Source organism: Brevundimonas sp. BH3, from assembly GCF_045345115.1.
GTDB lineage: Bacteria > Pseudomonadota > Alphaproteobacteria > Caulobacterales > Caulobacteraceae > Brevundimonas.
Genome location: NZ_CP150796.1, coordinates 1,142,585 through 1,168,821 on the forward strand (window position 1 = coordinate 1,142,585; position 26,237 = coordinate 1,168,821).

Below are 26,237 nucleotides of genomic sequence, written 5' to 3' on the forward strand. Positions count from 1 at the left end.
AAACCTAAGCTGTTTCCAAACGCTAGGAAGCAGGGAAAGCGGGCAAAAGATGAAGGCGCTCACGTCATCGTGGACTGGACGGTGCTTCAAATCAGGGCATCATTGTCTTTAGGGCATCAGTGCCTATCTCTGGTTTGGAACGACTAACAGACGGACTTCGAATGCCAATCAAGCGGTCAGGTGAACAAGGTGCAGGGTCTGGCGCTGCCGTTGTCACCGAGACAAAGCCGAAGGTTCAGCGGCCCTCGCTCTATCGAGTGCTGATCCTGAACGACGACTACACGCCGATGGAATTCGTCGTCTATGTGCTCGAGCGGTTCTTTCAAAAGAGCCGTGAAGACGCGACCCGTATCATGATGCATGTCCATCAGTACGGTGTCGGGGTGTGCGGGGTTTATACATACGAAGTGGCCGAAACCAAGGTCGCACAGGTGGTGGAAACCGCGCGTCGTCATCAACACCCATTGCAATGCACCATGGAAAAGGACTGAGAGGAGCCCTTCATGCCTTCATTTTCCCGTCCTCTCGAAGAGACGCTCCACCGTGCGGTGACCTATGCCAACCAGCGTAGGCACGAATATGCGACGCTGGAGCATCTGCTCTGGGCCCTGATCGATGACCGTGATGCGGCCGCCGTGATGGAGGCGTGCAATGTCGATTTAACGACACTGCGCGGTGCCCTGTCCGACTATGTCGATAACGATCTGGCCGCGCTGGCGACCGCCGATGGCGATGACGCCAAGCCGACAGCCGGTTTCCAGCGTGTGATCCAGCGCGCGGTGATCCACGTCCAGTCCTCGGGGCGCGAGGAAGTCACCGGTGCCAATGTGCTGGTGGCGATCTTCTCCGAGCGCGAGAGCCATGCCGCCTACTTCCTGCAACAGCAGGATATGACGCGCTATGACGCGGTGAACTTCATTGCCCACGGCATCGCCAAAAAGCCGGGCGCGACCGAGAACCGCCAGCCGCGTGGTGCCAGCCTCGAAGAGGCCGAGGACGGCCACGTCGTCAAACAGGCCGGCGAGGCGTTGGAAGCGTATTGCGTCAATCTGAACGAAAAAGCCCGCGAGGGCCGGATCGATCCGCTGATCGGTCGTCAGGCTGAGGTGGACCGTTCGATCCAGATCCTGTGCCGCCGCACCAAGAACAACCCTTTGCTGGTGGGCGACCCCGGCGTGGGCAAGACCGCCATTGCCGAAGGACTGGCCCGCAAGATCGAAGCGGGCGAGGTGCCGGATGTGTTGAAGGGCGCGACCATCTTTTCGCTGGATATGGGCTCGCTGCTGGCGGGTACGCGCTATCGCGGTGATTTCGAGGAGCGCCTGAAACAGGTGGTCAAGGAACTGGAAGGGCACGAAAACGCCGTCCTGTTCATCGATGAAATCCATACGGTGATTGGCGCTGGCGCGACCAGTGGCGGGGCGATGGATGCCTCCAATCTCCTGAAACCGGCTTTGGCAGCGGGCAATCTGCGCTGCATGGGTTCGACCACCTATAAGGAATATCGCCAGCACTTCGAGAAGGACCGCGCTTTGGTGCGTCGCTTCCAGAAGATCGATGTGAACGAGCCGACTGTGGATGACACCATCCGCATCCTCAAAGGTCTGAAATCGACCTATGAGGAGCATCACAAGCTGCGTTTCACCGATGGTGCGATCCGCGCGGCTGTCGAGCTTTCGGCCCGTTACATCACCGATCGCAAACTGCCGGACAAGGCGATCGACGTGATCGACGAGGCGGGTGCATCGCAGATGCTGCTGCCGGAAAACAAGCGCAAAAAGGTGATGGGACAAAAAGAAATCGAGGCGGTTATCGCCAAGATGGCCCGCATCCCGCCCAAGTCGGTGTCCAAGTCCGATACCGAAGCCCTGCGCGAGTTGGTCGCTGATCTGAAACGTGTGGTCTATGGCCAGGACGAAGCGATCGATCAGGTTTCGGCGGCCATGAAACTGGCCCGTGCCGGTCTTCGTGATCCGCACAAGCCGATTGGCAGCTTCCTGTTTGCCGGCCCGACCGGCGTCGGCAAGACCGAGGTGGCCAAGCAGTTGGCCGCGACCCTCGGTGTCGAGATGCAGCGTTTCGACATGTCCGAATATATGGAGCGTCACACGGTTAGCCGCTTGATCGGTGCGCCTCCGGGCTATGTCGGTCACGATCAGGGCGGTCTGCTGACCGATGCTGTCGATCAGCACCCGCACTCGGTTGTGCTGCTGGACGAAATCGAGAAGGCCCACCCCGACATCTACAACATCCTGTTGCAGGTGATGGACCACGGCACCCTGACCGATGCGGTCGGCAAGAAGATCGACTTTCGCAATGTCATCCTGATTATGACGACAAATGCGGGCGCGGCGGACAATGCCCGTAACGCCATCGGTTTTGGTCGTTCCAAGGTGACGGGCGAGGACGAAAAGGCCATCCAGCGTCTGTTCACGCCGGAGTTCCGCAACCGTCTGGATGCGGTGGTCAGCTTCAAGCCGCTGGCACCGGAAACCATCCGCGAAGTGGTGAACAAGTTTGTCATCCAGCTGGAAGCCCAGTTGGCCGACCGCAACATCACCATCGAGCTGACCGACGATGCTGCCGACTGGCTGGCCAAGAACGGCTTTGACGAACTGTATGGCGCACGCCCGTTGGGCCGCGTCATTCAGGAACACATCAAGAAGCCGCTGGCCGACGACATCCTGTTCGGTCGCCTGACACGCGGTGGCCACGTGAAGGTGCAATTGAAAGACGGCAAGATCGTCTTCGAGATTACCGAAAACCGTGGCTCTGCCGCCAAGGAAGAGGAAGAAGAGACGGCCTAATCCGTCTTGTCTTCGTGAAATGGCAAGGCCCGCTCCGGTTTGGGGGCGGGCCTTTGCTTGTGTACGGACGGGGCGCAAAAGTGGGGCGTGCGAGGAGAGGGTGCCATGAGCGACGGACTGACAGAGCGGCAGCGCAAATGGTTTGCCTCGGTGCGCGAGGGCCTTGCGGCCAAGACGGGTAAGACGCTGGAGGAATGGGTGGCCGTGATGGCGGAGTGTCCGGAAACTGCGCCGCGTGCCCGTTTGAAATGGCTTAAGGACACGCACGGTGTCGGCCAGAACTATGGCGCGATGATTTTGGACGCGGCATTTCCAGAAAATGCGCTGGGCTGGGATGAACCGCAGGCTCTGCGCGAGGCCTTGTGGCACGATGCCGGATCGCTGACGGTGCTTGAGGCCATAGAGGCGGTGGCGGCCAAGGTGCCCGATGTGACATCAGCTCAGCGAAAAACCTACACGTCTTTTTCGCGCAAGGTTCAGTTTGCCGCTATGCGTCCGCTGAAGTCGGGCGGAGTAGTGCTGGGGTTGAAGCTTGATCCGACGGTGTCGTCGCGCTTGTCACAGGCTGTACGCAAGGAAAGTTGGTCCGAACGACTGGTGGCTGTTGTTGAACTGGCGGATGCGTCGGTTGTTGATGACGAAATCGGCCGCCTGTTTGCACAGGCGGCCGATAACGGCTGATATGGCCGCAGTAGTTTAACGTTTGCGACCCAGAGCGCCCAGAAGAATGGCGGCACCGGCAAGGATGCCTGTGGTCAGCAGCGGTTTGTTGCGGGCAAATTCCAGACCCTTTTTGGCCGGATCGCGCAGGTCGGGATGGGCCTTGTCGGCAATACCGTCGAGGCCGTCGATCACGCGGCCATAGGCGGCCTTGGCACGGCCACCGGCTTCCTTGGCAACACCTTCGACCTTGAGCTTGGTGTCACCGGTCAGTTCACCAAGGCCTTTTTTCACCTTGCCTTCGACCTGGTCAAAAGTGCCTTCAATACGTTGATCCGTCATGAGTGTGGTCCTTGTGTCTGTGCAGGGTATCCGAGGAGGAGGGGAACAGTTAAGGAAGCGTTTTTTGAAGCTTTGGGTTCCAGCCCTGCGACACTCTATCGAACCTTGAAAGGTGATAATTCGGCCAGCATAGAAAGGCGCTCGGCCTCTACGGCTTGGCGTTCCTGATCCAGATAGCGGGCGACGGGTTCGGCCAGCGCCGGATCGGCAATGTAATGGGCCGAATAGACAGGCGAAGGCAGATAGCCACGGGCGATCTTGTGCTCGCCCTGCGCACCGGCCTCGACGCGCGACAGGCCATGTTTCAGTGCAAAATCAATGGCCTGATAATAGCACAACTCGAAATGCAGGAATGGCTTGTCGATGCAGGTGCCCCACTGGCGGCCATAAAGGGCATCGCGCCCGATAAAGTTCAACGCCGCCGCAACCGGAGTGTCGCCCTCGAAGGCCATAACCAGCGCCACCTTGTCGGCCATGGTGGCGTGGATGCGCGAAAAGAAGTCGCGGGTCAGATAGGGGCGGCCCCATTTGCGCGACCCTGTATCCATATAGAAGGCATAAAATGCATCCCAGTGCGCTTCGGTCAGGGCATCACCGCTTAGGGTGCGGATGGTCAGGCCGTCCTGTGCCTCGCGCCGTTCGCGCCGGATGGATTTGCGGCGACTGGCCGATAGGGCATTCAGAAAATCATCGAAACTGGTCCAGCCCTGATTGCGCCAGATATACTGGATGTCCTTACGCAGCATCAGACCGTGACCGGCCATGAACTGCCATTCGCTTTCAGGCGGGAAATTCACATGCACCGAGGACAGGCCCATCTGTTCGCACAGCATGACCGCGCCTTGAACCAGTCCCTGACGCACGCTGTCGGTATCGGCACCGCTGGCAACCAACAGGCGCGGCCCCGTGGCGGGCGTAAAGGGTATGGCACCGAGAAGCTTGGGGTAATAGCGGCCGCCAGCGCGCTGATAGGCATCGGCCCAAGCGTGGTCGAAAACATATTCGCCTTGGCTATGGCCCTTTAAATACAGAGGCATGGCCCCGATCAGGGTGCCGTCTTCGCTGTGGAGGGTCAGGTGGCGGGCGGCCCATCCCTGTTCGGGGACCGCACTGCCGGAAGCCTCGCAGGCATCCAGAAAGTCGTAACAGACAAAAGGGTCGCCAGTCGGTCGCGCGAGAGCATCCCATGCTTCGCGCCCGACATCGGCGACCCCGTTGTGGACCTGAAGTTTCAGGTTCACTTCACCTCGACGATAGCGTCAACTTCGACGGCAAAGCCCAGCGGCAGCTTGTAAACGCCAACAGCCGAACGGGCGTGTTTGCCAGCATCGCCAAAGACTTCGACCATCAGGTCCGAGGTGCCGTTGATGACAGCCGGAATGGCCGTGAAGTCAGGACCAGCCTGCACGAAACCACCCAGTTTGACGATGCGGACCACGCGGTCCAGATCACCACCCAGAGCGGCTTTGATTTGAGCGATCAGGTTCAGGCCGCATAGGCGGGCCGCAGCCTGGGCTTCTTCCGGCGTGACATCGACGCCGACAGTGCCCTTGATGCCGCCATTGGCATCGTTCGACAGCTGACCCGAAATAGTCAGGGTGTTGCCGGACTGGACATAAGAGACATAGGAGGCCACCGGCTTGGCGGCTTCGGGAAGGGTAATGCCAAGTTCGGTAAGGCGGGCTTCGATGCTCATGACTGTCTCCAAGAATGAGGGGTGAGGGGATGTAGCGCGATTGCGGGGTGTCTGTCTGCCCCGTCTCAACACACGGTTACGGGGTGTGATCGGGCTTTTTCAGCGCCCGTCCGGCGATAACGGCTTTTGATCCGAACTTGGCCCGCAAGGCGTCGATGGCGGTTTCGGTTTTCAGATTACGGTTCTCGGTGGTTTGGAACAGGCCGGACGGCGCATCCTGTGCATCTACAACATCGGCCATGCCGATCCCGATCAGGCGATAGGGCACGCCCAGTTCCGGCTTCAGCAGGTCACGTCCCGCATTGAACAGAGCACGTGCCGTCTGCACCGGATCAGGTAGGGTGATACGGCGGGTCAAAATTTTGAAATCCGTACGCCTCAGTTTCAGCACGACGACGCGGCTGGACACGCCATCGCGGCGGGCCTTGGAGGCCAGTTTTTCGCACAGCGGCCAAAGCTCGGCCTCCAGAGCTTCTTGCGAGATCAGATCCTCGTTAAAGGTGGTTTCGGCGCTCATACCGCGCCGGTCATGTTCGGGATTGACGGGACGGGTGTCACGGGCATGGCTGAGTTCATAAAGACGTAGCCCGCTTTCGCCATATCTTCGGATCAGGTCCTTCACATCGGCATTGGCCAGATCGCCAACCGTGGCAAAGCCGTCCGAGCGCAGGGTCTTGCCAAACACCGGTCCGACCCCCGGTAGAATATTGACGGATTTCGGGGCCAGCAGCGCCTTGGCCTCGGCCTTGCCGATGACGGAGAAACCGCGCGGTTTATCCAGCTCGGACGCGATCTTGGCCAAAAAACGGTTGGGGGCCAGACCGATGGAAACCGTCAGGCCGACCTCTTCCTCGATCCATTTTTGCAGGCGCGCCAGTTGGAACGCGGCCGATCCGCCATTCAGGCGCTCTGTGCCGGACAGGTCGATCCACGCCTCGTCCAGAGACAGGGTCTGCACCAGTGGGGTCAAAGCCTCGACAGCGCCGAAGATGCGCGCGCTCTCGTGCTTGTATTTGGCAAAGTCGGGGGGAATGACCACGGCTTCGGGGCAGGCTTTTAGAGCCTTGAACATCGGCATGGCGCTGCCGACGCCATAAAGGCGGGCAATATAGCAGGCGGTAGACACCACGCCGCGCTTGCCGCCGCCAATAATCACCGGCTTGTCGCGCAATTCCGGCCGGTCACGTTTTTCGACCGAGGCATAAAAGGCGTCGCAATCCAGATGGGCCATGGTCAGTTGGCTCAGTTCTTTATGGTTGATCACGCGCGGTGAACCACAGGTCGGACAACGCTTAACAGCGTCCGACCCACTCCACAGACAGTCACGACAAAGCGTCTGGATGGACAGATTCATGCTCCGGCAGGTCGCGCCTTCACGTCAGTTTAAGACTGAGCAGGGCAAGCTGGGTTTCGAGGGAGCCCATTTATAGCCCATTTGTCTATTTTTCACGGGTTCAGGTTGAGCGGGCAGGTGTTGGATGTCCAAGAAAGTCCTCATCGTCGAGGATAACGAGCTGAACATGAAGCTGTTTCATGACCTGCTCGAATCCCAGGGTTACGAGACCCTGCAAACCCGCGAGGGCATGCAGGCGCTTCAGCTTGCCCGCGCCCATCGTCCTGATTTGATCCTTATGGATATCCAGTTGCCTGAAATTTCGGGTCTGGAAGTGACAAAATGGATCAAAGAAGACGAAGAGCTGAGCAATATCCCTGTTATTGCCGTCACTGCCTTTGCTATGAAGGGGGATGAAGAGCGTATCAGGCAGGGCGGCTGTGAGGCCTATATTTCCAAACCTATCTCGGTCACGACCTTCCTGGATACTGTCAGGTTGCATCTGGAAGGATAGTGCATGAGTGCGCGTATTCTGGTGGTGGACGATGTTGAAACCAATGTCCGCCTGCTCGAAGCCAAGCTGACGATCGAATATTATGACGTGGCCACCTGTCGGGACGGAACGACAGCGATTGAGATTGCCCGTGCGGAACAACCGGACCTAATCCTGCTGGACGTAATGATGCCCGTCATGGACGGGTTTGAAACCTGCCGCCGCCTGAAAAACGATCCGGCCACACGCCATATTCCTGTGGTTCTGGTGACGGCGCTGGACGGTCGCGATGACCGCATTCGCGGTCTGGAGGCTGGAGCCGACGATTTCCTTTCCAAGCCTCTGGATGATGTGATCCTGATGGCGCGGGTGCGTAGCCTGACCCGTCTGAAAATCATGATCGACGAACTGCGCGAACGCGAGGAAAGCGTGCGCCGCATGGGTATCGGCGATGCGGGGATCGAGCGCTTGAGGGGGACTGGCGGCCGTATCGTGATCGTTGACGATCATGACGAACAGGCCGCGCATATCGTGACCGAACTGGGCAAGAACCACCGTCCTGTGCATCTGGGCACGATGAGCAATGACCTGTCATCGTCTATCAACGGCGTCGATCTGTTAATTATCAATGCGGCGACCAAGGGGTTCGACGGCCTGCGTCTGCTGGCCCATCTGCGGGCGCGCGAATCCACGCGTAACCTGCCGATCCTGACCCTGGTGGATACGGGGGATCGTCCACGACTGCTCAAGGCACTGGAACTGGGGACCAATGACATTGTCAGCATCCCGGTCGATGGCCATGAACTGTCGGCTCGCGCCTTCACCCAGGTCCGGCGCAAGCGCTACACCGAGTTCTTGCGCGAACGACTGGAACGCAACTTGGAAGCGGCCGTCACCGATGCTCTGACGGGACTTCACAACCGTCGCTATATGTCCAGCCAGTTACAGTCTCTGGTGTCGAGGGCCAATCTGGGCGGTGATCAGGTTGCGGTGCTGATTCTGGATCTGGACCATTTCAAGATCATCAATGACAGCTTTGGCCATGATGCGGGCGACGAGGTATTGCGCGAATTTGCCGTGCGTCTGGCGACCAATGTACGTGCGGTGGACCTGCCATGTCGTCTGGGCGGAGAGGAGTTTGTGGTGGTGATGCCGGACACGTCTTTGGAAGATGCCCGGACGATTGCCGAACGGATTCGCAGCAATGTTAGTCATGAACCCTTCCGCGCCAAAGGAATGGGCGAGGGACTGACGGTGACTGTCTCTATCGGGGTGGCAGCATCTCTGCCTGACGATACGCCTGAAACCTTGCTGAAACGCGCCGATCAGGGTGTCTATGAGGCTAAGTCTCTGGGGCGCGACCAGGTGATTGTCCGCGCGGCATAGGCAGCGCGGATTTTTTTACGCATACAGAAATAGAAAAACGCCCGACTGTTGAACAGACGGGCGTTTCAAAATCGTGCAAGCTGCTGCTCCGCATCGCGCGGAGCAGGGACTTACTTGATCTTGCCTTCTTTGAACTCGACGTGCTTGCGAACGACCGGATCGTACTTCTTCACGACCATTTTTTCGGTCATGGTACGAGCGTTCTTCTTGGTGACATAGAAGAAGCCGGTGTCGGCGGTGGAGTTCAGACGGATCTTGATCGAAGCCGGTTTGGCCATCGGAATTAACCTCTGCGACGGCGAAAGCCGCTATAAATACGAGGCGCGGAACATACCCATACACGCAGCAAAGTCAACGGGCGTGATGTCGCCTTGAGTTCGACTTGTGAACGGGTAGGATTTTGCCATGAAAATGTCCCGAATTGCACCCGCCTTCGCCCTGTCCGCCTCGATTTTCGGCCTTGCTGCCTGCACTTCGCAGAGCGCAGTTACGGAGTTGGTCAATCCTCAAGATGCCTTCTTTGCGAATCTGACAGCCCTGTGTGGCCAGCGATTCGAGGGCAAGGTTGTCACCACCGATCCTCAAGATGCCGATTTCGCCAATAACCGCCTGCTGATGCATGTACGCGATTGCAGCGAGGGCGAGATTCGCATTCCGTTCTGGGTCGGCGAAGACAAATCGCGCACCTGGGTCATTACCCGTCAGGATGTGGGTCTGCGCCTCAAGCACGATCACCGCGATCCGGATGGCACCACCCACACCCTGCACTGGTATGGTGGCAATACGGCCAATGAAGGCACCGCCGAGCGTCAGGAATTCCCTGTCGATCAGGAATCCATTGATCTGTTCAATGCCAATGATGCCGCCGTTTCGACCACCAATGTCTGGGCGGTCGAGGTTCATCCTGAAAAGACCTATGTTTACGAGCTGAAGCGTCCGAACCGCCACATGCGCGTCGAGTTTGACCTGACTAAGCCGGTTACCGAATAGGCCGTTATCCGATCTGAAACGAAGAAGGCTCCCGATGCGGATCGGGAGCCTTTTTTAATGTCTGTGCTCGATGCGGTGCTGGCCGTGCAGCATGCGGACAAAGGGGAGGGGCCTGTTAGGGCTCTGTAGGCGCTCCAAGGCTTCACCAAGCACAAAGCGGGTGATGGAGGGCAGGTCCAGCTTCATGGCGTCCTCGATAGGCAGCCACGCAATCTCGTCCAGTTCGCCCGAGCCTTCGATCTTGTCGGGATCGCGCAGGGCTTCGATGGGGGCTGTAAAGAAACGGGCGTCAAAACGACGTGTACGGCCGGGTGGCGTAATGGCGCGGGCCACATAGGTCAGGGCCGACAGGTCGGGGATGGCACCTGCCTGACGATATTCACGCCATGGACCGGCCACAGAGGCTTCGGGAGCCGACTTGCCGAGGATCAGGCCGGTTTCCTCGAATGTCTCGCGGATAGCCGTCAGGGCCAGCGCACGGGCGCGCCGTGCGGGCATCTCCATTTCCAGCCTGCGGGCGGTTTCGTGGTTCAGATGGCCACTGGCATGGGCGCGAAAATCCGAGGGGTCGATCCGCCCCCCCGGAAACACCCATTTGGAGGCCATAAACACATGGCCTGCCGCGCGGCGACCCATCAGGACTTCAAGATTCCGTTCGCCGCGTGTCAGGATCAGGGTCGCGGCATCACGGGGGCGTTGTCGTTCCCCCGTGCGTGGCGAATCCAGCAGGTCCTGTTTGGCGTCGAACGGTTGGTTCACTTGTGCTTGCCCTTTTTGACGCCTTTCAGGCCGCCCAGAGGCTTACCATGGGGTTTGCCGCCATTGCGGGCGTGGGCCGATTTGGGTCCGCCCTTGCCGCCGCCACTCTTGAAGCCACCGCCCTTGCCGGAGCGACCGCGCATACCCAGACGCGGGGACGGGGCATTCGGATCGCGCGGGGCAGGGTCGGACATCATCTGCAAGACCAGTCCGCCGGTGATCGGCGTGGCCTCGACCAGCAGGACCTCGACATTATAGCCCAGCGGGAAACGCTTGCCCGAACGCTCGCCGACCAGTGCATGGGTGCGGTCGTCATGGATGAAATATTCGTCGCCCAGAGACGATACAGGCACCAGACCATCGGCCCCTGTTTCATCCAGACGGACAAACAGGCCAAAGCGGGTCACGCCGGTAATGCGGCCGGTAAACATCGCCCCGACATGTTCTTCGAGGAAGGCCGCGATATAGCGGTCCATCGCCGCACGTTCTGCCGCCATCGAACGACGCTCGGTTTCGGTGATGTGGTCGGCAATCGCTTCCAGTTCCGACATTTCGCGGTCGGTCAGGCCATCATCGCCAAAGCCACACGCGCGGATCAGGCCACGATGCACCATCAGGTCGGCATAGCGGCGGATCGGCGAGGTAAAGTGGGCGTAGCGGTCAAGGTTCAGGCCAAAGTGGCCGATATTCGATGGCGTATAGAAGGCCTGCATCTGTGTGCGCAGGACCACCTCGTTGACGACCTCGGCATGCGGGCCGTCCTTGACCTCGGCCAATAGCTTGTTGAAGCGTTTGGTATTGGGGGCTTCGCCTTTGGCCCATGACTTGCCGATCGTGTGCAGGAAGTCCGACAGGTTGAAGATTTTTTCCTGACTGGGCGTCTCGTGCACGCGATAGATCAGCGGTGTGCGGGCTTTTTCCAGCGTCTCGGCGGCGCAGACATTGGCCTGCACCATCATCTCTTCGATCAGACGGTGCGCTTCCAGCGACTTGCGCGGCAGGATGGCTTCGATACCGCCATCGGGCGACATCTTCACGCGGCGCTCCAGGCTTTCGATGGCCAGTGGGGCGCGGCGCTCGCGGCCCTTGAGCATGCAGGCATAGGCGTTCCACAGTGGATACAGGATGGTATCCATGATCGGGCCGGTGGTGTCGTCGGGCTGGCCGTCGATGGCGGACTGCGCCTGTTCGTACGACAGCTTGGCGTGCGAACGCATCAGGCCGCGCGTGAACTTGTGGCTGATCTTCTTGCCGGTTTTGTCGAACACCATCCGCACCGCCATGGTGGCGCGGTTCTCGCCCTGTTTCAGGCTGCACAGGCCGTTCGACAGCACTTCCGGCAGCATGGGCTCCACGCGGTCGGGGAAGTAGGTCGAGTTGCCCTTGGCGCGGGCCTCGCGATCTAGCGCGGTGTTTGGACGCACATAGGCAGCCACATCGGCGATGGCGACCCAGACGACCCACCCATCAGGGTTCTTCTCGTCGGTGTCTCGCTCGGCATAGACGGCGTCGTCGTGGTCGCGCGCATCCTGCGGGTCGATGGTGACGAACGGGATGTGGCGCAGGTCCTCGCGGCCCTTGAGGGTCGGGATTTCCTGATCGCCTGCTTCTGACTCTACGGCCTCAGAGAATCCGATAGGGATGTTGTGCTGATAGATGGCAATGATCGAGGCGGCACGGGGGTCATCCTCGCGTCCGATATGTTCCAGCACCTTGCCGCGTTTGGGACCATAGCGGCCTTCGCGCTTTTCGGCGGCGGCCAGAACCAGATCGCCGTCTTTTAGACCTTCGGACAGGGCGGCGGGGATGACAAGGAACTCCTTGTCCTTCTTGTCCACCGGCTCGATGCGAACCTCGCGATGGCCCTTGCGGACCACGCCCAGAAGTTTGCTGTTGTCGGAATCCAGTTTTTTGACCAGGCGCGCTTCCCAGCCTTCGCCCGCACGGCTGAGCTTGACCAGCAGGCGGTCGCCCATGGCGGGCGCAGGGCCGCGACGGTCCTTGTCAGCCATCAGAACGGCCTGAGGCGCGTCGGCCTCGCCCTTGACCAGCTGGACCAGCATTTCGCCATCGTCGGTGCGGGCCACCACATCGACCACGCCGACGGGGGGCAGGGTGCCGGCCTCGGCAAAGCCCTTGCGGCCGCGTTTGCCCAGCTTGCCCTCGGCTTCCAGCTCGCGCAGCATTTCACGCAGCATGCGTCGCTCGGCCCCTTTGAGGCCGAATGCACGGGCGATGTCGGATTTTTCCGCCTCTCCGGCTTCGCGCAGGAAGGCGAGGAGGGTGTCTTTGTCGGGGAGGCCCGCAACCGGGCGTTTCGGAGTTTTAGCCATTATGCTCTCTGTAGCGAATATTTCGGGCAAAAAGGTGAAAACTTGCACGAGTTGACCGCGAAGGCCGCGAAGCCCAGCCTTGAGGCCTAAGAGCTTTGGAGCATAGACCCATGTCGTTGACCGACACGCCCGCCCTGTCCCGTCCCGCTGCCTCGCTGCTGGACCTGATCGGCAAGACCCCGATGGTCGAGGTAACCAAGCTGGACACCGGCAAGTGCCGTCTGTTGCTCAAGCTGGAAAACCAGAACCCCGGTGGCTCTATCAAGGACCGGATCGCCCTGACCATGATCGAGGTGGCTGAGAACGAGGGCTGGCTAAAGCCAGGCGGCACGATCGTAGAGGCGACAGCCGGTAACACCGGTTTGGCCCTGACGCTGGTCGGAAAACAAAAGGGTTACAAGGTCTTGCTGGTTATTCCGGACAAGATGTCGAAGGAAAAAATCCAGCACCTGCGCGCCATGGGGGCCGATGTGCGTCTGACCCGTTCGGACGTGCCGCATGGCCACCCCGAATACTATACCGACATGGCCGAGCGTCTGGCCCAGCAGATTCCGGGTGCCTATTACGTCAACCAGTTCGCCAATGACGCCAACTCCGAGGCGCATTTCAAATCGACGGCACCGGAAATCTGGGAGCAGACCGGCGGTAATATTGATGCCTTTGTGGCCGGTATCGGCTCGGGCGGCACCATCACCGGCATTGCCCGCTATCTGAAAGCGCAAGGGTCGAAGGCCGAAATCATCCTTGCCGATCCGGTCGGTTCGGCGCTGGCGGGAATCGTCAACGAGGGCAAACCCGGTCCCGATGGCTCCTATACCGTCGAAGGTATCGGGCAAAACTTTGTGCCGGACACCGCCGATATCAATCTGATCGACAAAGCCTATTCTATCCCCGATGCGGAATCGATTGCGACCGCCCGCGATCTGCTGCTGAAAGAGGGCGTTCTGGCCGGATCGTCGTCGGGCTGCCTGATCGCGGCGGCCCTGCGTTGGTGCCGTGAACAGACCGAACCGAAGACGGTCGTTACCTTCGTGTGCGACACCGGTGCGAAATACCTTTCCAAGGTCTATAACGACACCTGGCTGGCCGATCAGGGTCTGGCGCAACGCGAGATCACCGGCAACCTGTCGGACCTGATTAGCCGCAAATACGAGATGGGTGATGTGGTCGTTGTCGGCCCCGAAGACACCATCGACACGGCTTTCAAACGTATGCGTGGCAGCGACGTCTCGCAGCTTCCTGTCATTCAGGACGGTCGTCTGATCGGCATCGTCGATGAGAGCGATATCGTCCACCTGATGAATACCGACGAAATCACCCGCAAGGATCGTTTCGCCAAGGCGGTATCGTCGGCTATGACGCGAGATCTGGATACGGTGCAGGTTTCGGAAACGCTGGACGCCCTGATCCCGTTGTTCGACCGTGACCGCGTGGCCATTGTACTGGACGGCGAGAAATTCGTCGGCCTGATCACCCGCGCCGACCTGATCAACCACCTCAGCCTGAACCGTTAAGCAGATGACCGAAAAGAAAAATCATCAAGGCTTCTCGACCCGCGCCATCCATGCTGGGCAGGAACCGGACCCGACGACCGGCGCCGTTATGATGCCGATCTACGCCACCTCGACCTTCGCGCAGGAAAGCCCCGGTGTGAATAAGGGCTTTGAATATGCGCGCGGCAAGAACCCGACGCGCATGGCGTTCGAGGCCTGTATCGCAGACCTCGAAGGCGGCGTTCAGGCCTTCGGTTTCGGCTCGGGCATGGCGGCGACCTCGACGGCGCTGGAGCTGCTGGATGCCGGATCGCACATCGTCACGGGTGATGACCTGTATGGCGGTTCGTGGCGTCTGTTCGAGCGCGTTCGCCGTCGCTCGATGGGTCTGGACTTTGCCTATGTCGATCTCAGCGATATCGCGGCTGTAGAGGCCGCGATCACCGACAAGACGCGGATGCTGTGGGTGGAAACCCCCACCAATCCGATGATGAAGCTGGCCGATATTGCCGCCCTGTCCAAGGTGGCCAAGGCGCACAATCTGATCCTCGTGGTCGATAACACCTTTGCCTCGCCCTATTGCCAGCAACCGCTGGCCCTGGGGGCCGACATTGTGATGCATTCGGCGACCAAATATCTGAACGGCCACTCTGATGTGGTTGCCGGTGTTCTGGTGGCCAAGGATGCGGAAATGGCCGCGCAGTTGAAGTTCCTCCAGAACTCCATCGGCGGCGTGATGGGGCCGTTCGACGCCTTCTTGGTGAACCGTGGCCTGAAGACGCTGGCCCTTCGCATGAAGGCCCACTGTGAAAATGCCATCACGCTGGCCAAGTGGCTGGAAGGCCGCGCGGGCGTGCAAAAGGTTATCTATCCGGGTCTGGAAAGCCACCCGCAACACGCACTGGCCAAGAGCCAGATGACGGGCGGTTTCGGCGGTATGGTGTCGGTGGTGATCGACGGCGATCTGGAACGCACCAAGCGCGTTCTGGAGCGGGTGCAGGTCTTCACGCTGGCCGAGTCCCTCGGCGGTGTCGAAAGCCTGGTAAACCATCCGGCCATCATGACCCATGCCAGCATCCCCAAGGATGTGCGCGAGGCCAGTGGTGTCACCGACAACCTGATCCGCCTGTCAGTCGGTGTCGAGAACATCGAAGACTTGATCGCCGATCTGGATCAGGCCCTGTCCTGATACCGCGTTTATGACGAGAGGCCGCAGTCTTCAGGGAATGCGGCCTTTTTAATGCGCACTGTGGCGCTATGTCGGGGTTCACATGGCGGGTACGGGTCATTAGCTTTGTGCCATGCAGCAATACGACGCCTTGCGCGCCCGTCTCGCAGACTTCCCTATGGCTGAAATGTTGGCGGGGTTGTGCCTTCTGGTTCTGGTGGCCGTTGCCGCCGATTTTATAGTCCGGCGCGGGCTGACCCGCATATTATTGAAGCTGGTAGAGCGGGCTACCGACGAGCTGGATAGCCTGTTGCGACCCGTCGTGCGGAACCTGTCGCGGGTTGTGCCGACGCTGATTGTCCAGTTGGGTATTGCCTCTGTGCCGCATCTGCATCCTTCAGTGGTGACGGTGGTCCAGAATGTTGCGGCGGCCCTGACCATTGTCGCGGTCGTTCTGGCCATCGGTTCGGCGCTCGACATGGCCAACGCCCTCTATGCCCGTTCGGAGCGGGCGCATCGTCGCAACATCAAGGGCTATGTGCAGGTGGTGAAACTGGTCGTTTATGCGATCGGCACCATTCTGGTGATTGCGTCCCTGATCGACCGGTCGCCCTTGTTGTTGCTGTCGGGTCTCGGGGCCTTGGCGGCGGTTCTGATGCTGGTGTTCAAGGACACCATCCTGTCGCTGGTGGCGTCGGTTCAGTTGAACTCGAATGACATGCTGCGTGTCGGTGACTGGATCGAGATGCCGCAACTGAATGCCGATGGGGATGTGATCGACATCGCCTTGCACACAGTCAAGGTCCAGAACTGGGACAAGACCATCACCACCATCCCGACATGGCGGCTGATCAACGAGAGCTACAAGAACTGGCGCGGGATGCAGGAAAGCGGTGGCCGCCGGATCAAACGCTCGCTGCTGATTGACCAGAACAGTGTGCGTTTTCTGAGCGAGGACGAGCGCAACCATATGCGCCGGATCATGCTGATCGATGACTATCTGGCTGAAAAGTCCGACGAGCTGGCCCGCTGGAATGCGCAACTGGTCGAGAGTGGCCGCGATCCGGTCAATACCCGCCGCGCCACCAATCTGGGCACCTTCAGGGCCTATGTGAAGCAGTACCTCAAAAACCACACGCGCCTGAACCCGCAGATGACGCAACTGGTGCGTCAGATGGCACCGGATGAAAGCGGTCTGCCGCTGGAAATCTATTGCTTCACGGCGACGACCGCGTGGGCCGAATACGAAGACATTCAGGCCGATATTTTCGATCACCTGCTGGCGATCCTGCCCGAGTTCGGGCTGAGACTGGCGCAGCAGCCTACGGGGGCGGATATGGCCGCTGTCGTGAAGGCTGTGGCCGGACAGGCGGCATAAAAAAGGGGCCATCCGGCCCCTTTTTCATATCTGTTGCGTCTGGCCCTAGAAGGCGTAGGCGACGCTGGCGACCAGAGCTTCCTTATATTGCTCGCCCGGCATGTCGGAATCATTGCCGTGCCAGCGGACGTCCAGCTCTAGGTCCTTGGTCAGCATATAGCCGACGCCGATATTGTAGCCGGTATAGCTGACGGCATTGTCCTGATCGCGGTGACCGATCTCGGCCGAGGCGCTCAGCTTGTCGGTGAAGTCCCAACCGGCCTGAGCAGACACCCATGTCCACGCCTTGACCGAACCGGTGCCGTCCGGCGAGTGCTGAAGACGCAGGCGAGCCTTGGCCGGACCGATGGTGCGTTTCATATCGGCGGTGAACTCCCACGCATCGTCATCGACGCCCGGATTGGAATCCAGACGCCATTTGTGGGTCGCGTTCAGGTCGAAATCGAAACCGGCCCATTGCGGACGAATGCCGCCGCCCAGTTCGACCTCAAGGTCCGAACCGCCGCTCTTGATCGTCTCGAAAGCCGGACCGGCATAGAAGAATCCGCTGTCGTTTTCCCACAGGGCTTCGCCCCAGACGAAGGCTTCGCCATCGGACTTGGAAATATCCTTGGAACGGTTGTCGGTACCTGCGCCTACGGAGACGTTCCACGAACCCGACTGGGCCATGGCTGTGGCCGGCAGGGCGGTGGAGGCAAGAACAAGGGCGAGGGCGGTTACTGTGAGGCGCATAGGAGCTCCGCTGCGTCTAGGGATGCGCCCGCTTAACGTCGTTTTGTGTCAAAATCCAAACAGGCTTGCGAAAATTCATCCGTAAGCCGCCCAATAAGCTTGGCCGTTGGAAGCACATCATGGATAGCGCCGACGCCGTGACCGGCTGACCAAATGGTTTTCCACGCCTTGGCTTCCTCGCCCATATCCAGCTTGTGTTCTGGCAGGGATTTTGGATCGATGCCATTGTCGATCAGGGATTGGATCATGAAGTTTGCCGGAATCCCCGAGACGGCGGGGGTGTGTATGATGTCGGTCGCGCCGCTGTCGATAATCATGGCCTGATAGGCGGCGTCGGCCTGTGCCTCGGTCGTATTGATGAAGCGGGTGCCCATATAGGCGAAGTCGGCCCCCATCATCAGGGCGGCGGCAACATCCTGACCCGTCGAAATTGCACCGGCCAGAATAATGGTGCCGTCAAAGAAGCGACGCACCTCGTTCACCAGGGCGAACGGGTTGATGATGCCCGCATGGCCGCCCGCGCCACCGGCCACAAGGATCAGGCCATCCACGCCGGCTTCGGCGGCTTTTTGCGCGTGACGCACCGTGGCGATGTCGTGGAAGACCTTGCCGCCATAGCTCTGAACCGCCTTCACCACATCGGCCACGGCCCCCAGCGAAGTGATGACGAGCGGCACCTCATGCTCGATAGTGACAGCCAGATCAGCCATCAGGCGGTCGTTGGTATTGTGAACGATGTGGTTTACGCCAAAGGCCGCCGCATCGGGGTTCAGGCGCGATTTGATCTCGACCAGCCAGTCGCGATAGCCCTCAGTGGTGCGCTGGTTCAGCGACGGGAAGGTGCCAATGACCCCGTTATTGCACGCCTCGACCACCAGATCGGGACCGGAAACCAGAAACATCGGCGACGAGATAACAGGCAGCTTCAGCCCTTTTTGCAGGGAAGCAGGAATGGCCATGGGTGTCCTCCGGTGCGTTTTGTTTGGCTACGGATAACACGGATTTGGCCGAGGTCGAGCCTGTGGCGGTAAGCAAGTGGCCTAATGGATCGAGAATGGAATAACGACTACAAAACTACCGCCGGGCAGCCAGTCGCCCTCGCGCAATCGACCGCGCTTCACGATTTTTAAAGCGGCTTCACCAAAACCATACCCTTCGGGTTTTTCCTGTAGGACTTGGCAGTTCTCCGGAATGCCGCTTGCTGCGGCGATGCAAGTTATAGCAGCGCCTCCGGAGACGCCGGCATCTATTGCGCGTTGAGGATAGTCATTGGCTGTGGGACGTGGCGCTCTTTCCCACTCGGGCGATCTCATCGGGGCAGGAGGAGGGAGTTCCTCGACATTAAAGGGGATGCGGGTGCGAAACGCTGCAATGGCTTCTCCATCTTCCGAAGGATGCAAGGCACCGCTTTGAAGTATGGTGATCGCTGCCTGTCCAAAGCCGTAGCCTTCGGGACGCTCGCTCTCAATGCTACAGGTGTCGACGACGCCCAATGCGGTGGCTGTGCAGCTGATCGTCGCCTCGCCCGAAACCCCTTCTTCCAAGGCTTTGGTCGGGATGCTGTCCTCGCCGATGGCTGGCGGGGTCTTCCATCGAGCTTGAGCCATTGATGGAGACACTGTCGCCAGAAGCGGAAGTGAAACCGCGGCAGAGATCAAGATCGATTTGAAAGAGTATGTCATGGCTTACGCTATAAATTGGTCGCGATTTGCGGTGGAATAATAGAGTGGAACTGGCATGGCTCAGACCGAAAGGAGCATGTCATTCCATGTTGAAGGGCACACGGACGGTAAACGCTACAGCGCCTTGCTCCGGAGTGTAGGGGTTGAGACAGCCACGCTTGACGATCTGTACAGCGGATGCGCCAAAGCCGTATCCGGTTGGTGTTTCTGTACCGATGATGCAGTTTTCCACACGGCCTGAAGGTTGGGCATTACAGGCTATTGTCGCTTCGCCGCTGATGCCTTTGCGGAGAGCGGCGGCGGGGTAGTCATATTCGGTCGGAGTCGGAGGAATACGCCACTTCGGCGCGGCATCCGCGATATTGGCTGTGCTGGTGGAGGCCAAAGTGTCGGTGCTGGCCTGTGTCGGGCAACCCTCTTCGGGCGCAGATTCTGTAAAAATCGTGCTGGACGGCGAGGGTAAGCTCAGCCTGAAGCTGGATAGAGGCAGGGATGGCGCTTCGGTATTCCAGAGACGAACCGCCAGAACGGCCATCAAAATCATGCCGATGACGGCAATGATTTGAACGAAGGCGCTTGTCATCCTATGTGGTCCCCGAAATCCCCTGCTGTTAGACTGGCTGTGTTCGCCGGTCGGACGCAAGCCCAATAAAGACCTACGGTATCCCATGTCGCACTACACAGACGGCCTTTCCCAGCTCGGCACCCAGACGGGGGCGCCGACCAATCCTGAAGAGGCCGTGCTGGAGCGGGTGCCGAACCCGCATAATGACACCTTGTATGTGGCGCGCTTTACGGCCCCCGAGTTCACCAGCCTGTGCCCTGTGACGAACCAGCCGGACTTTGCCCATCTGGTGATCGACTATGTGCCGGGTGAGTGGCTGGTCGAGTCCAAGTCGCTGAAGCTTTATCTGACGTCCTTCCGTAACCACGGCGCTTTCCACGAGGATTGCACAGTGTCGATCGGTCGTCGTCTGAACGACCTGCTGCAACCCAAATGGCTGCGGATCGGTGGTTATTGGTATCCGCGCGGCGGTATCCCGATCGACGTATTCTGGCAGTCGGGTCCGGCACCGGAAGGTGTGTGGATTCCCGAACAGGGCGTTCCGACCTATCGCGGTCGCGGCTGATGCGCGGCGGCGCAGAGCTTAGCCGGAGCATGGCGAAATGATCGAGCGTTATGGCTGGATCGATTATTTCGCAGACGCCTTCCAAAAGAAATATGCACGTTCCGGCTTCATTGCCGGACGTGTCGTGCTGCAACAACGCGGCAGCTATACGGTCGTAACCGAAAACGGCCCTGTCACAGCGCGCCCGACAGGGCGCCTGCTGCACGAAGCCGATGATATCGGCCAGCCATGCGTGGGTGATTGGGTCGCGCTGCTGATGGACAAGAAGGCCGGTATCGGCACGGTTCAGGCTGTCCTGCCGCGCAAATCGGCGCTGGTACGCCGGGCCATCGAGGATGCCTCGCGCGCGACCCAGATTATCGCCGCCAATGTCGATGTGGCCTTTATCGTCACGTCGCTGAATGCCGATCTGAACCTGCGTCGTATCCAGCGCTATCTGGCGGCTGTGCGCCAGAGCGGGGCGCAGCCGGTGGTGGTGCTGACCAAGGCCGATCTGGTTGATAATGCTGCCGAAAAGATTGCCGAGATGCGCGATCAGGACATCGACTGTCCGGTGGTGGCGATCTCGTCGCGCAGTGGGCAGGGGCTGGACGATTTCCTGTCCTATGTCCGTGCGGGCGAGACCTGTGTGATGATCGGATCATCGGGTGTGGGCAAGTCCACACTGGTCAACACCTTGCTGTCCGAGGACCGTATGGTTACGCGCGAAGTGCGCGAGACCGACGATCAGGGCCGCCACACCACCAGTCACCGCGAGTTGATTGTGCTGCCGTCCGGCGGAATGCTGGTGGACACACCGGGTATCCGCGAGATCGGTTTGCTGGATACCGAAGAAGGGGTGGCCGAGGTCTTCGATGATGTCGAAGAGCTGATGACCCAGTGCAAATTCAGCAATTGCAGCCATATCAGCGAGCCGGGCTGTGCGGTGCAGGGGGCCATCAAGGATGGCTCGCTGACGCAGGACCGCTGGACCCATTTTGTGCAGCTTCAGCTGGAAATGGCCGAGGCCAAGGACAAGGTGGACAAGACCGCCCGCGATGCCGAACGTCGCCGTCTCGCTGCGTCACAGAAAAACTATCGCGCCACCAAACGGAACTATCGCGGCTCCAAGGATTAATCCCATTGGCGGTTATGCACCGCCAATCTTCCGTCCGGCCTTCATTAAGTCGGTATAAGCCTGTAGCGGGCAATGCAGAGACTTAAAGTCAGGAAAAATACCATGACCGCCTATACCATCGTCATCACGACCGCGACCCAAGGCTCCGAAGATGCCGAGGTCAACACGCTGTCCGACGAATTCACCAACGAGTCCGAAGTCATCGGCTATTCGCGCCGTCTGGCCGAAGAACTGGTCGAGCTGGCCGAAGAACTGCAGCTGGAGTTCGATTACAGCAGCGTCGGCCTCTATAAGGGCGACGTCGTGGATGAAGACCTGACGCCGGAACACGAAACCTTCCTGGGCCTGTGGGTTCTGGATTCCGAAGGTGCCGAGTACGTCACCGCCGAAGAATTCGCTGCCGAAGAGGCGGAAGGCGAAGACGAAACCGCTGACGCCTAACAGGTTTCGCGGTATCGCTGGATAATCAGGGGCGGTCACTCTCTAGTGGCCGCCTTTGTTATGTCGGGCACCAAATGCGCGGACGGATATGAACGACAAAACGACACTGCCGCTCGAAGCGCTTGGCCGCCGTTTGATGGCGCGGGCAGAAGGCTGGGCCGATAAAGGGCGCTGGCGGGGCTATGCCTACGAGTTCCTGTGGTTCGGCCTGAAACAGGCATGGGCCTGTCTGTTTGGCGGGGCCTTGCTGGCGCTGATTGTCGGCACCTATCTGTTCTGGCCGGAGAACAGCCTGATCAGCCGCTATGATTTTCTGGTGATCGGGGCGCTGACCATTCAGGGGCTGATGCTGGCCTTCAAGCTGGAAAGCTGGGACGAGGCAAAGACCATCTTTCTGTTCCATATTGCGGGCACAGTGATGGAGTTGTTCAAGACCTATCACGGGTCGTGGATTTACCCAGAGGACAGCTTCCTGCGGATCGGGGCCGTGCCGCTGTTTTCCGGTTTCATGTATGCGGCGGTGGGCAGTTATATCGCCCGTGTCCAGCGCGTGTTTCATATCGGGGTGAAGCACTATCCGCCGATGTGGCAGACCTATCTGCTGGCGGCGGCCATCTATGTGAACTTCTTCGCGCACCACTGGCTGCCCGATATTCGTGTGGTGTTGTTTATCGCGACGGCGCTGATTTTCGTACGCGGCTGGTTCTGGTTCAAGACCGACCGGAGACGCCGCTCCATGCCCTTGCTGCTGGGGTATTTCTTGGTGGCGTTGTTTATCTGGATTGCTGAAAATCTGGCCACTTTCGGGCGAGCATGGACCTATCCGGATCAGGCGGCAGGCTGGCAGATGGTGTCCTTCACCAAGTTCGGTAGCTGGTTCCTGTTGATGATCGTGTCGGTGGTGCTGGTGTCACTGGTCCACAAGCCGGTGCCGGAAGACACAATCCGCGCGAGCGAAGACGGATAAGCAAAAGGCCCGAACCATGGTTCGGGCCTTTGATCTTTTAGGGTAGGATTTCCACCCGCTCGGACACCTGCGGGCGCGGGCGCTCCAGCGGCGCGGTGGGCAGGGTGCCGATATGGATGAAACCGGCGATCTTCTCGCCGTCCTTGATGTCGAACAATGCCAGTGCCTCGGCATCGAAGCTGTACCAGTCGGTGATCCAACTGGCGCTGTAACCCAGTGCATTGGCGGCATGTTCGATGTTCATACACACAGCACCGGCGGACAGTTCCTGTTCCCACACCGGCACCTTGTGGCCGTGTACGGGTGAGGAGACGACAAGGATGGTCAGCGGCGGATTGGCCAGCTTGGACAGCACCGCCTTGCCCTTGACCGGATCGGGCAGGCGATGGGTCATGGCGGCCAGTTTTTCAACGATCTCTGCGCGGGTTTGTGCACCGAGAACCACCAGACGCCACGGGGCCAGCTTGCCGTGATCGGGCGAGCGAAGCGCCAGTTCCAGCAGGATTTTCAGGTCTTCCCCCTCGGGAGCCGGGGCCGCCAGTTGCTGGGCCGGAGCCGAGCGGCGCGTGGCCAGACGATGAAGCAGCTCTTGGGAGCGGACGGGCAGGGGCAGGTCGGGCGAGTGAGCGTCAGTCATACTCCATAGCTAGGTTTTCGGTGTGTCAAACGCCATAGTGGTGGCATGAAGATTATCGAACAAATCGATCCCGTCTGGGCCAAAGACCTGCCCGAAGCCCCGAAATGGCAAAGTCATGGGCAAGAGGTTCTGATCGAAAATCCGTGGATGCGGGTCACCCGCCATCCGGTCACGGCCCCCACGGGAATGAAGGCCGATTACTGGGTGGTGCGTCCCAAAAATATCGGCGCGGGCGTCTTACCGCTGCATGACGATGGCACGGTGACCATGGTGGGCCAGCACCGTTTCGCCCTGATGCGCTATTCGTGGGAAATGCCCGAGGGCGGTGCGCCGGAGGACGAAGACCCGTTTGAGGCCATCCAGCGCGAGTTGAAAGAAGAGGCGGGCCTGACCGCCCGGCACTGGGTGGCGGCGCTGGATATGGATCTGTCCAACTCTACGACCGACGAGCGGGCCATGTGCTGGCTGGCATGGGGGCTGGAGGACACCGAGGTTGATCCCGATCCGACAGAGGTTCTGGTATCGGTGCGCGTGCCTTACCTGACCGTGCTGGAAGAAGTCGGGCGCGGGGCTGTTCGCGACAGTTTGACAGTGGCGACCGTCTATCGGGCCTACCATATGGCTCACCAAAGCCTGAACGGCGATGGTCCTCTGCCACGCGAACTGGCGCAGGCCATGCTGTCGGCGTAAGATAGGGCCGGAACAGGAAGTTATATGGCCAAGCTGGAAGTTGTTTCATCGGCGGGAGATACCCGCCAACAGGACTTGTGGATGTCGTTGCGGGCAGCCGCAGAGAATGCAGCGCGCGAGGAGCCGCAACTGGCGTCGCACCTGCACTCGGTCATCCTGTCACACGATAATCTGGCGGCGGCGCTCAGCTTTCAGATCGCGCGTAAACTGGGCGATTCCGAACTAGGAGCCATGACGGTACGCGAAGTGGCCTTGTCGGCATTTCGGGCCGATCCGGCGACGGTGGCGGCGGCCGAGGCGGATCTACTGGCTGTGCTGGAACGTGATCCGGCCATTCGCACACCTTTGCAGCCGTTCCTGTATTTCAAAGGGTATCAGGCGCTTCAGGCTTGGCGTGTGGCGCATTGGTTATGGCAGCAGGATCGCGACACATTAGCTTTCCACTTCCAGAGCCGTATTTCTGAGTTGTTCCAGTTGGATATCCACCCGGCGGCCCGCATCGGCAAGGGTGTGTTTGTGGATCATGGGACAGGCATTGTGATCGGTGAAACCGCTGTGGTCGGCGACGAGGTTTCTATGCTGCATGCCGTGACATTGGGCGGCACAGGCGCAGAGCGCGGCGACCGTCACCCCAAGATTGGCCGTGGCGTGTTGCTGGGGGCAGGGGCCAAGGTGCTGGGCAATATCGAAATCGGCGACTATGCCAAGGTGGCTTCGGGTTCGGTGGTTCTGAAACCGGTTCCGGCAGGTTGCACCGTAGCAGGGGTTCCGGCGCGCATGGTCAATTGTCCGACCGATGCGACGCCCGCCCGCACGATGGACCACACCTTGTCCGATGTCGTTTATGATTATGTGATCTGACGGCTATCGATGTTCTCTACCGTCCTGTGGACGCTTGATCTGCGGGCTTCACATCGGCGGGCGGCTTCTCTAGGGTCCGCGCAAATAAGTATTAACGAGGCTATCCCCGTGACAGAATCCGATCTCAAAAAAGTCGAGAGCCACCTGAAGCGCACCTTCAACCACGGCGGCATCAAGGTGAAGGCCCGCAAGGTTGCCGACTCTGCCGAAGTCTATGTCGATGACGAGTTCATCGGTGTGGTCTTCGAGGACGAGGATGAAGCCGGTTCGTTCATGTTTGAAATGGCCATTTTGTCGGAAGATCTGGCGGACTGATCGGTCCAGATGTGATGCCGCAATGAACAAGGGCCGGTGGCAATGCCACCGGCCCTTTTTCGATAATTTGCCAAAATGCTTATTGTTTGCCGAACAGTGCCAAGAGGCTCGCAAAAAAGCCCCGCTTGGGATTTTCGGCGGCGTGCGCTTCTGGGCTGGCAACAGCCGGAGCTGGCGCAGGCTGCGGAGCGGCGGGTGGAGCCGGAATCTCGGGCAGCGGGGCACGAACCGGCTCTGCACTGGGCGAAGGCTTGGCGGCTTCCGGTGCGGGAGTGGGCGCAGCCACGGGCGGGGCGGGCTTGGGCGCAGGCGCGGCCTTTGGCGCTGTGGCCTTTGATGTGGCAGCCTTGGCGGGAGCTTTTGCCGTCGTAGATTTGGCTGCCGAAGCCTTGGTGGCCACAGTTTTGGTCGCCGCGGGTTTTGCAGCGGCCTTTGTTGAAGCGGCCTTTGTTGCGGGAGCCTTTGCCGCAGGAGCCTTGGCAGGCGCAGTCTTTGGTGTGGTCGGTGTCTTGGTGGCAGTCGCCTTAGGCGCAGTGGCCTTTGTCGCCGCAGCCTTGGTTGCTGGCGCTTTGGTCGTCGCGGTTTTGGCCGCAGCCCCCGGTTTTGTAGATGCTTTTGCCGTCGTTGCCTTGGGAGCCGCAGTGGCCTTTGTTGTTTTTACTTCACCCGTCGCCGCTTTTGCGGCAGAAGCGGGCGACTTCGCAGCCGCCTTGGGCTTGGAAGTGGTTGCAGCCGCCTTCGGCGCGGCGGACTTTGTTTCCGTTGGTGCTTTGGCCATGTAATCCCCAACCCATGAATGTGGCGGACTGACTAAAAAACAGTCCCGT

At 59.8% G+C, this 26,237-nt stretch carries 29 protein-coding genes; 17 read left to right on the forward strand and 12 right to left on the reverse strand.

Translation table 11 applies throughout. The annotated features are described in order from the left end of the window. Positions 1-161: 161 nt before the first annotated feature. The 3 genes from clpS (at position 162) to WEU32_RS05440 (ending at position 3,488) form a co-directional block, all read left to right on the forward strand. Positions 162-491, forward strand: coding sequence for an ATP-dependent Clp protease adapter ClpS (gene clpS, locus WEU32_RS05430; RefSeq protein WP_312137855.1), 330 nt, complete (start codon positions 162-164; stop codon positions 489-491). A 12-nt stretch (positions 492-503) separates the two neighbouring features. After that, on the forward strand, positions 504-2,807 hold the full coding sequence (gene clpA / locus WEU32_RS05435) for an ATP-dependent Clp protease ATP-binding subunit ClpA (protein ID WP_406853139.1): 2,304 nt from the start codon (positions 504-506) through the stop codon (positions 2,805-2,807). 105 nt (positions 2,808-2,912) lie between these two features. Continuing rightward, entirely contained in the window at positions 2,913-3,488 is a 576-nt protein-coding gene (locus WEU32_RS05440; RefSeq protein WP_406853140.1) for a DUF4287 domain-containing protein, read from the forward strand. Between the two features lie 15 nt (positions 3,489-3,503). On the opposite strand, the gene WEU32_RS05445 is transcribed toward WEU32_RS05440, so the two are convergent. The 4 genes from WEU32_RS05445 to WEU32_RS05460 form a co-directional block, all read right to left on the reverse strand. After that, a complete protein-coding gene (locus tag WEU32_RS05445; protein WP_406853141.1) occupies positions 3,504-3,809 on the reverse strand; it encodes a CsbD family protein in 306 nt (101 codons plus the stop codon). Positions 3,810-3,904: 95 nt separating this feature from the next. After that, positions 3,905-5,050 carry a GNAT family N-acetyltransferase gene (locus WEU32_RS05450; RefSeq protein ID WP_406853142.1) on the reverse strand — a complete coding sequence of 382 codons (1,146 nt, stop codon included), beginning with the start codon at positions 5,048-5,050 and terminating at the stop codon, positions 3,905-3,907. Next, positions 5,047-5,505, reverse strand: a complete 459-nt coding sequence (locus WEU32_RS05455; RefSeq protein ID WP_312813775.1) for a RidA family protein — start codon at positions 5,503-5,505, stop codon at positions 5,047-5,049. The genes WEU32_RS05450 and WEU32_RS05455 overlap by 4 nt, the downstream gene beginning before the upstream one ends. Before the next feature lie 76 nt (positions 5,506-5,581). Then, positions 5,582-6,859: a DNA polymerase IV gene (locus WEU32_RS05460; RefSeq protein WP_406853143.1), complete on the reverse strand. Its 1,278-nt coding sequence runs from the start codon at positions 6,857-6,859 to the stop codon at positions 5,582-5,584. Positions 6,860-6,983: 124 nt separating this feature from the next. Between WEU32_RS05460 and WEU32_RS05465 the strand changes: the two genes are divergently transcribed. Beyond that, entirely contained in the window at positions 6,984-7,352 is a 369-nt protein-coding gene (locus WEU32_RS05465; RefSeq protein ID WP_312137867.1) for a response regulator, read from the forward strand. Between the two features lie 3 nt (positions 7,353-7,355). After that, on the forward strand, positions 7,356-8,717 hold the full coding sequence (locus WEU32_RS05470) for a PleD family two-component system response regulator (RefSeq protein WP_312813773.1): 1,362 nt from the start codon (positions 7,356-7,358) through the stop codon (positions 8,715-8,717). A gap of 110 nt (positions 8,718-8,827) precedes the next feature. Here WEU32_RS05470 and rpmG read toward each other — a convergent pair whose 3' ends face one another. Then, on the reverse strand, positions 8,828-8,995 hold the full coding sequence (rpmG, locus tag WEU32_RS05475) for a 50S ribosomal protein L33 (protein ID WP_003164451.1): 168 nt from the start codon (positions 8,993-8,995) through the stop codon (positions 8,828-8,830). A 127-nt stretch (positions 8,996-9,122) separates the two neighbouring features. Here rpmG and WEU32_RS05480 point away from each other — a divergent pair, with 127 nt between their 5' ends. Continuing rightward, positions 9,123-9,707: a hypothetical protein gene (locus WEU32_RS05480; protein ID WP_312137871.1), complete on the forward strand. Its 585-nt coding sequence runs from the start codon at positions 9,123-9,125 to the stop codon at positions 9,705-9,707. Positions 9,708-9,761: 54 nt separating this feature from the next. On the opposite strand, the gene WEU32_RS05485 is transcribed toward WEU32_RS05480, so the two are convergent. Continuing rightward, positions 9,762-10,466 (reverse strand): NUDIX domain-containing protein, encoded by a 705-nt coding sequence (locus WEU32_RS05485; RefSeq protein WP_312137873.1) that lies wholly within the window; start codon positions 10,464-10,466, stop codon positions 9,762-9,764. Continuing rightward, a complete protein-coding gene (gene rnr / locus WEU32_RS05490) occupies positions 10,463-12,799 on the reverse strand; it encodes a ribonuclease R (protein WP_406853144.1) in 2,337 nt (778 codons plus the stop codon). The genes WEU32_RS05485 and rnr overlap by 4 nt, the downstream gene beginning before the upstream one ends. 110 nt (positions 12,800-12,909) lie before the next feature. On the opposite strand from rnr, the gene WEU32_RS05495 reads away from it, so the two are divergent. The 3 genes from WEU32_RS05495 to WEU32_RS05505 all read left to right on the forward strand — a co-directional run bounded on the left by WEU32_RS05495 (position 12,910) and on the right by WEU32_RS05505 (position 16,838). Next, positions 12,910-14,313 (forward strand): pyridoxal-phosphate dependent enzyme, encoded by a 1,404-nt coding sequence (locus WEU32_RS05495; RefSeq protein ID WP_406853145.1) that lies wholly within the window; start codon positions 12,910-12,912, stop codon positions 14,311-14,313. Between the two features lie 4 nt (positions 14,314-14,317). Beyond that, on the forward strand, positions 14,318-15,481 hold the full coding sequence (locus WEU32_RS05500; RefSeq protein WP_406853146.1) for a cystathionine gamma-synthase: 1,164 nt from the start codon (positions 14,318-14,320) through the stop codon (positions 15,479-15,481). Between the two features lie 112 nt (positions 15,482-15,593). Further along, positions 15,594-16,838 carry a mechanosensitive ion channel family protein gene (locus tag WEU32_RS05505; protein ID WP_406853147.1) on the forward strand — a complete coding sequence of 415 codons (1,245 nt, stop codon included), beginning with the start codon at positions 15,594-15,596 and terminating at the stop codon, positions 16,836-16,838. A 45-nt stretch (positions 16,839-16,883) separates the two neighbouring features. On the opposite strand, the gene WEU32_RS05510 is transcribed toward WEU32_RS05505, so the two are convergent. The 4 genes from WEU32_RS05510 to WEU32_RS05525 all read right to left on the reverse strand — a co-directional run bounded on the left by WEU32_RS05510 (position 16,884) and on the right by WEU32_RS05525 (position 19,835). Then, entirely contained in the window at positions 16,884-17,570 is a 687-nt protein-coding gene (locus WEU32_RS05510; RefSeq protein ID WP_312137882.1) for an outer membrane beta-barrel protein, read from the reverse strand. Between the two features lie 32 nt (positions 17,571-17,602). Then, the gene (locus WEU32_RS05515; protein ID WP_406853148.1) at positions 17,603-18,529 is read right to left on the reverse strand and encodes an NAD(P)H-dependent flavin oxidoreductase; all 927 of its coding nucleotides are present in this window, start codon (positions 18,527-18,529) and stop codon (positions 17,603-17,605) included. Between the two features lie 81 nt (positions 18,530-18,610). Beyond that, positions 18,611-19,252, reverse strand: coding sequence for an energy transducer TonB (locus WEU32_RS05520; protein WP_312813757.1), 642 nt, complete (start codon positions 19,250-19,252; stop codon positions 18,611-18,613). A gap of 79 nt (positions 19,253-19,331) precedes the next feature. Beyond that, positions 19,332-19,835 carry an energy transducer TonB gene (locus tag WEU32_RS05525; protein ID WP_406853149.1) on the reverse strand — a complete coding sequence of 168 codons (504 nt, stop codon included), beginning with the start codon at positions 19,833-19,835 and terminating at the stop codon, positions 19,332-19,334. Between the two features lie 85 nt (positions 19,836-19,920). Here WEU32_RS05525 and queF point away from each other — a divergent pair, with 85 nt between their 5' ends. The 4 genes from queF (at position 19,921) to WEU32_RS05545 (ending at position 22,907) form a co-directional block, all read left to right on the forward strand. Then, complete coding sequence (gene queF, locus WEU32_RS05530) at positions 19,921-20,382, forward strand: preQ(1) synthase (protein WP_312137888.1); 462 nt, start codon at positions 19,921-19,923, stop codon at positions 20,380-20,382. Positions 20,383-20,419: 37 nt separating this feature from the next. Continuing rightward, the gene (gene rsgA / locus WEU32_RS05535; protein ID WP_406853150.1) at positions 20,420-21,499 is read left to right on the forward strand and encodes a ribosome small subunit-dependent GTPase A; all 1,080 of its coding nucleotides are present in this window, start codon (positions 20,420-20,422) and stop codon (positions 21,497-21,499) included. A gap of 102 nt (positions 21,500-21,601) precedes the next feature. Further along, a complete protein-coding gene (locus tag WEU32_RS05540; RefSeq protein WP_406853151.1) occupies positions 21,602-21,940 on the forward strand; it encodes a hypothetical protein in 339 nt (112 codons plus the stop codon). Between the two features lie 88 nt (positions 21,941-22,028). Next, complete coding sequence (locus WEU32_RS05545; RefSeq protein WP_406853152.1) at positions 22,029-22,907, forward strand: DUF817 domain-containing protein; 879 nt, start codon at positions 22,029-22,031, stop codon at positions 22,905-22,907. A gap of 37 nt (positions 22,908-22,944) precedes the next feature. Here WEU32_RS05545 and WEU32_RS05550 read toward each other — a convergent pair whose 3' ends face one another. Next, positions 22,945-23,544 (reverse strand): nitroreductase, encoded by a 600-nt coding sequence (locus WEU32_RS05550; protein ID WP_406853153.1) that lies wholly within the window; start codon positions 23,542-23,544, stop codon positions 22,945-22,947. A gap of 45 nt (positions 23,545-23,589) precedes the next feature. On the opposite strand from WEU32_RS05550, the gene WEU32_RS05555 reads away from it, so the two are divergent. The 4 genes from WEU32_RS05555 to WEU32_RS05570 all read left to right on the forward strand — a co-directional run bounded on the left by WEU32_RS05555 (position 23,590) and on the right by WEU32_RS05570 (position 26,192). Further along, the gene (locus WEU32_RS05555; protein ID WP_406853154.1) at positions 23,590-24,234 is read left to right on the forward strand and encodes an NUDIX domain-containing protein; all 645 of its coding nucleotides are present in this window, start codon (positions 23,590-23,592) and stop codon (positions 24,232-24,234) included. A 24-nt stretch (positions 24,235-24,258) separates the two neighbouring features. After that, entirely contained in the window at positions 24,259-25,095 is an 837-nt protein-coding gene (gene cysE / locus WEU32_RS05560; protein WP_312813743.1) for a serine O-acetyltransferase, read from the forward strand. Between the two features lie 108 nt (positions 25,096-25,203). Continuing rightward, positions 25,204-25,410: a DUF3126 family protein gene (locus WEU32_RS05565; RefSeq protein WP_312137898.1), complete on the forward strand. Its 207-nt coding sequence runs from the start codon at positions 25,204-25,206 to the stop codon at positions 25,408-25,410. A 125-nt stretch (positions 25,411-25,535) separates the two neighbouring features. Continuing rightward, positions 25,536-26,192 carry a hypothetical protein gene (locus WEU32_RS05570; RefSeq protein WP_406853155.1) on the forward strand — a complete coding sequence of 219 codons (657 nt, stop codon included), beginning with the start codon at positions 25,536-25,538 and terminating at the stop codon, positions 26,190-26,192. Positions 26,193-26,237 lie beyond the last annotated feature (45 nt).

Coding starts and splice junctions, on each gene's coding strand:
- clpS (WP_312137855.1), top strand. CDS start 162: ATGCCAATCAAGCGGTCAGGTGAACAAGGTGCAGGGTCTGGCGCTGCC.
- clpA (WP_406853139.1), top strand. CDS start 504: ATGCCTTCATTTTCCCGTCCTCTCGAAGAGACGCTCCACCGTGCGGTG.
- WEU32_RS05440 (WP_406853140.1), top strand. CDS start 2,913: ATGAGCGACGGACTGACAGAGCGGCAGCGCAAATGGTTTGCCTCGGTG.
- WEU32_RS05445 (WP_406853141.1), bottom strand. CDS start 3,809: ATGACGGATCAACGTATTGAAGGCACTTTTGACCAGGTCGAAGGCAAG.
- WEU32_RS05455 (WP_312813775.1), bottom strand. CDS start 5,505: ATGAGCATCGAAGCCCGCCTTACCGAACTTGGCATTACCCTTCCCGAA.
- WEU32_RS05460 (WP_406853143.1), bottom strand. CDS start 6,859: ATGAATCTGTCCATCCAGACGCTTTGTCGTGACTGTCTGTGGAGTGGG.
- WEU32_RS05465 (WP_312137867.1), top strand. CDS start 6,984: ATGTCCAAGAAAGTCCTCATCGTCGAGGATAACGAGCTGAACATGAAG.
- WEU32_RS05470 (WP_312813773.1), top strand. CDS start 7,356: ATGAGTGCGCGTATTCTGGTGGTGGACGATGTTGAAACCAATGTCCGC.
- rpmG (WP_003164451.1), bottom strand. CDS start 8,995: ATGGCCAAACCGGCTTCGATCAAGATCCGTCTGAACTCCACCGCCGAC.
- WEU32_RS05480 (WP_312137871.1), top strand. CDS start 9,123: ATGAAAATGTCCCGAATTGCACCCGCCTTCGCCCTGTCCGCCTCGATT.
- rnr (WP_406853144.1), bottom strand. CDS start 12,799: ATGGCTAAAACTCCGAAACGCCCGGTTGCGGGCCTCCCCGACAAAGAC.
- WEU32_RS05495 (WP_406853145.1), top strand. CDS start 12,910: ATGTCGTTGACCGACACGCCCGCCCTGTCCCGTCCCGCTGCCTCGCTG.
- WEU32_RS05500 (WP_406853146.1), top strand. CDS start 14,318: ATGACCGAAAAGAAAAATCATCAAGGCTTCTCGACCCGCGCCATCCAT.
- WEU32_RS05505 (WP_406853147.1), top strand. CDS start 15,594: ATGCAGCAATACGACGCCTTGCGCGCCCGTCTCGCAGACTTCCCTATG.
- WEU32_RS05510 (WP_312137882.1), bottom strand. CDS start 17,570: ATGCGCCTCACAGTAACCGCCCTCGCCCTTGTTCTTGCCTCCACCGCC.
- WEU32_RS05515 (WP_406853148.1), bottom strand. CDS start 18,529: ATGGCCATTCCTGCTTCCCTGCAAAAAGGGCTGAAGCTGCCTGTTATC.
- WEU32_RS05520 (WP_312813757.1), bottom strand. CDS start 19,252: ATGACATACTCTTTCAAATCGATCTTGATCTCTGCCGCGGTTTCACTT.
- WEU32_RS05525 (WP_406853149.1), bottom strand. CDS start 19,835: ATGACAAGCGCCTTCGTTCAAATCATTGCCGTCATCGGCATGATTTTG.
- queF (WP_312137888.1), top strand. CDS start 19,921: ATGTCGCACTACACAGACGGCCTTTCCCAGCTCGGCACCCAGACGGGG.
- rsgA (WP_406853150.1), top strand. CDS start 20,420: ATGATCGAGCGTTATGGCTGGATCGATTATTTCGCAGACGCCTTCCAA.
- WEU32_RS05540 (WP_406853151.1), top strand. CDS start 21,602: ATGACCGCCTATACCATCGTCATCACGACCGCGACCCAAGGCTCCGAA.
- WEU32_RS05545 (WP_406853152.1), top strand. CDS start 22,029: ATGAACGACAAAACGACACTGCCGCTCGAAGCGCTTGGCCGCCGTTTG.
- WEU32_RS05550 (WP_406853153.1), bottom strand. CDS start 23,544: ATGACTGACGCTCACTCGCCCGACCTGCCCCTGCCCGTCCGCTCCCAA.
- WEU32_RS05555 (WP_406853154.1), top strand. CDS start 23,590: ATGAAGATTATCGAACAAATCGATCCCGTCTGGGCCAAAGACCTGCCC.
- cysE (WP_312813743.1), top strand. CDS start 24,259: ATGGCCAAGCTGGAAGTTGTTTCATCGGCGGGAGATACCCGCCAACAG.